The 1,429-nt window shown below is 59.5% G+C and carries 3 protein-coding genes; all 3 read right to left on the reverse strand.

From position 1 onward, the window contains the following. Nucleotides 1-567: MBG domain-containing protein (locus GFER_RS19050; RefSeq protein WP_200889365.1), on the reverse strand; the 567-nt coding region annotated here is incomplete at its 3' end. Further along, entirely contained in the window at nt 455-1,177 is a 723-nt protein-coding gene (locus GFER_RS17305) for an MBG domain-containing protein (RefSeq protein WP_459542350.1), read from the reverse strand. The genes GFER_RS17305 and GFER_RS19050, both read right to left, overlap by 113 nt. After that, on the reverse strand, nt 1,077-1,418 hold the full coding sequence (locus GFER_RS19055) for an MBG domain-containing protein (protein WP_459542351.1): 342 nt from the start codon (nt 1,416-1,418) through the stop codon (nt 1,077-1,079). Before GFER_RS19055 ends, GFER_RS17305 begins: the two co-directional genes overlap by 101 nt. Between the last annotated feature and the right edge of the window lie 11 nt (nt 1,419-1,429).

Consider the following 1,429-nt stretch of genomic DNA (forward strand, 5'->3'; position numbering starts at 1 on the left):
GCCATCCGTGGAGTAATTGACGCCGCCGGACACAACAAAGACGTTCATGAAGCCGGAACTGTCGCGGCCGGGCCGGGGGCCGGAGGTGACCGCATCACCACCTGCTCCTTCGGCGGCGACATCTGGATCGGCGTCGACGAATTTGAGACCGCCGCTGAAACCGCTGCTGGTGACGCTTCCCCCGGATGCCGAGGTTTGCTGCGGCGTGCTCAGAGCGATGGAAGACCCGGAAGGCGTGGCGGTGCCGCCGGTGATGTCGCTCACCATTTGGGTGACCAGATTTTGGGCGACGGTCTGTGCGGCCTGCTGCTTCTCATTTGTTGCAGGGGTGATGGTGAGAGTGCCGTCGTTGGCGGTAATCAGATAATTGCCGTTGGCAAGGGCCGAAGCATCAATGAGGTAGCTGCCCACGTCCTCGCCTTCAACGCGGCTCAGCGTGCCGCTCAAGGTATCCTCATCCACCAGATTGCCTTCGGTGACCTGCCAACTCAGCTCCGGATCGTCTTGACCGTAGACCTTGGACTTGTCGTCGGCGACAATCGTGATGGGGCGCGGGGTGATGCTCAACGCGCCGTTGTTGGCAGTAATCAAGTAGTTGCCGTTTTCCAACACCGAGGCGTNACTTGTCGTCGGCGACAATCGTGATGGGGCGCGGGGTGATGCTCAACGCGCCGTTGTTGGCAGTAATCAAGTAGTTGCCGTTTTCCAACACCGAGGCGTCGATAAGGTAGCTGCCGACGTTTTCCCCTTCAGCTCGCGTGAGCGCACCAAGACTATCGCTACCGACAAGACTGCCGCTGTTGATGGTATAGGTCAGCGCCGGATCGTCGTTGCCGTAGACCTTGGACTGATCATCAGCGGTGACGCTGATGGGGCGCTGGGTGATGCTCAATGCGCCGTTGTTGGCGGTGATCAGGTAGTTGCCGTTTTCCAGTACCGAGGCGTCGATCACGTAGCTGCCGACGTTTTCACCTTCAGCTCGCATAAGAGCCCCAAGACTATCGTTGCCGACAAGATTGCCGCTGTTGATGGTATAGGTCAGCGCCGGATCGGCGTTGCCGTAGACTTTGGACTGATCATCGGCGGTGACGGTGATGGGGCGCTGGGTGATGCTCAACGCGCCGTTGTTGGCAGTGATCAGGTANATCGGCGTTGCCGTAGACTTTGGACTGATCATCGGCGGTGACGGTGATGGGGCGCTGGGTGATGCTCAACGCGCCGTTGTTGGCAGTGATCAGGTAATTGCCATTTTCCAGCACCGAGGCGTCGATAAGGTAGCTGCCGACGTTTTCACCTGGGGCACGGATCAGCGCCCCAAGACTATCGTTACCGACAAGACTGCCGCTGTTGATGGTATAGGTCAGCGCCGGATCGGCGTTGCCGTAGACCTTGGTTTTCTCGTCAGCGGTGACGCTGATGGGGCGTGGGG

Source organism: Geoalkalibacter ferrihydriticus DSM 17813 (assembly GCF_000820505.1).
In the GTDB taxonomy this organism is placed as follows: Bacteria; Desulfobacterota; Desulfuromonadia; order Desulfuromonadales; family Geoalkalibacteraceae; genus Geoalkalibacter; species Geoalkalibacter ferrihydriticus.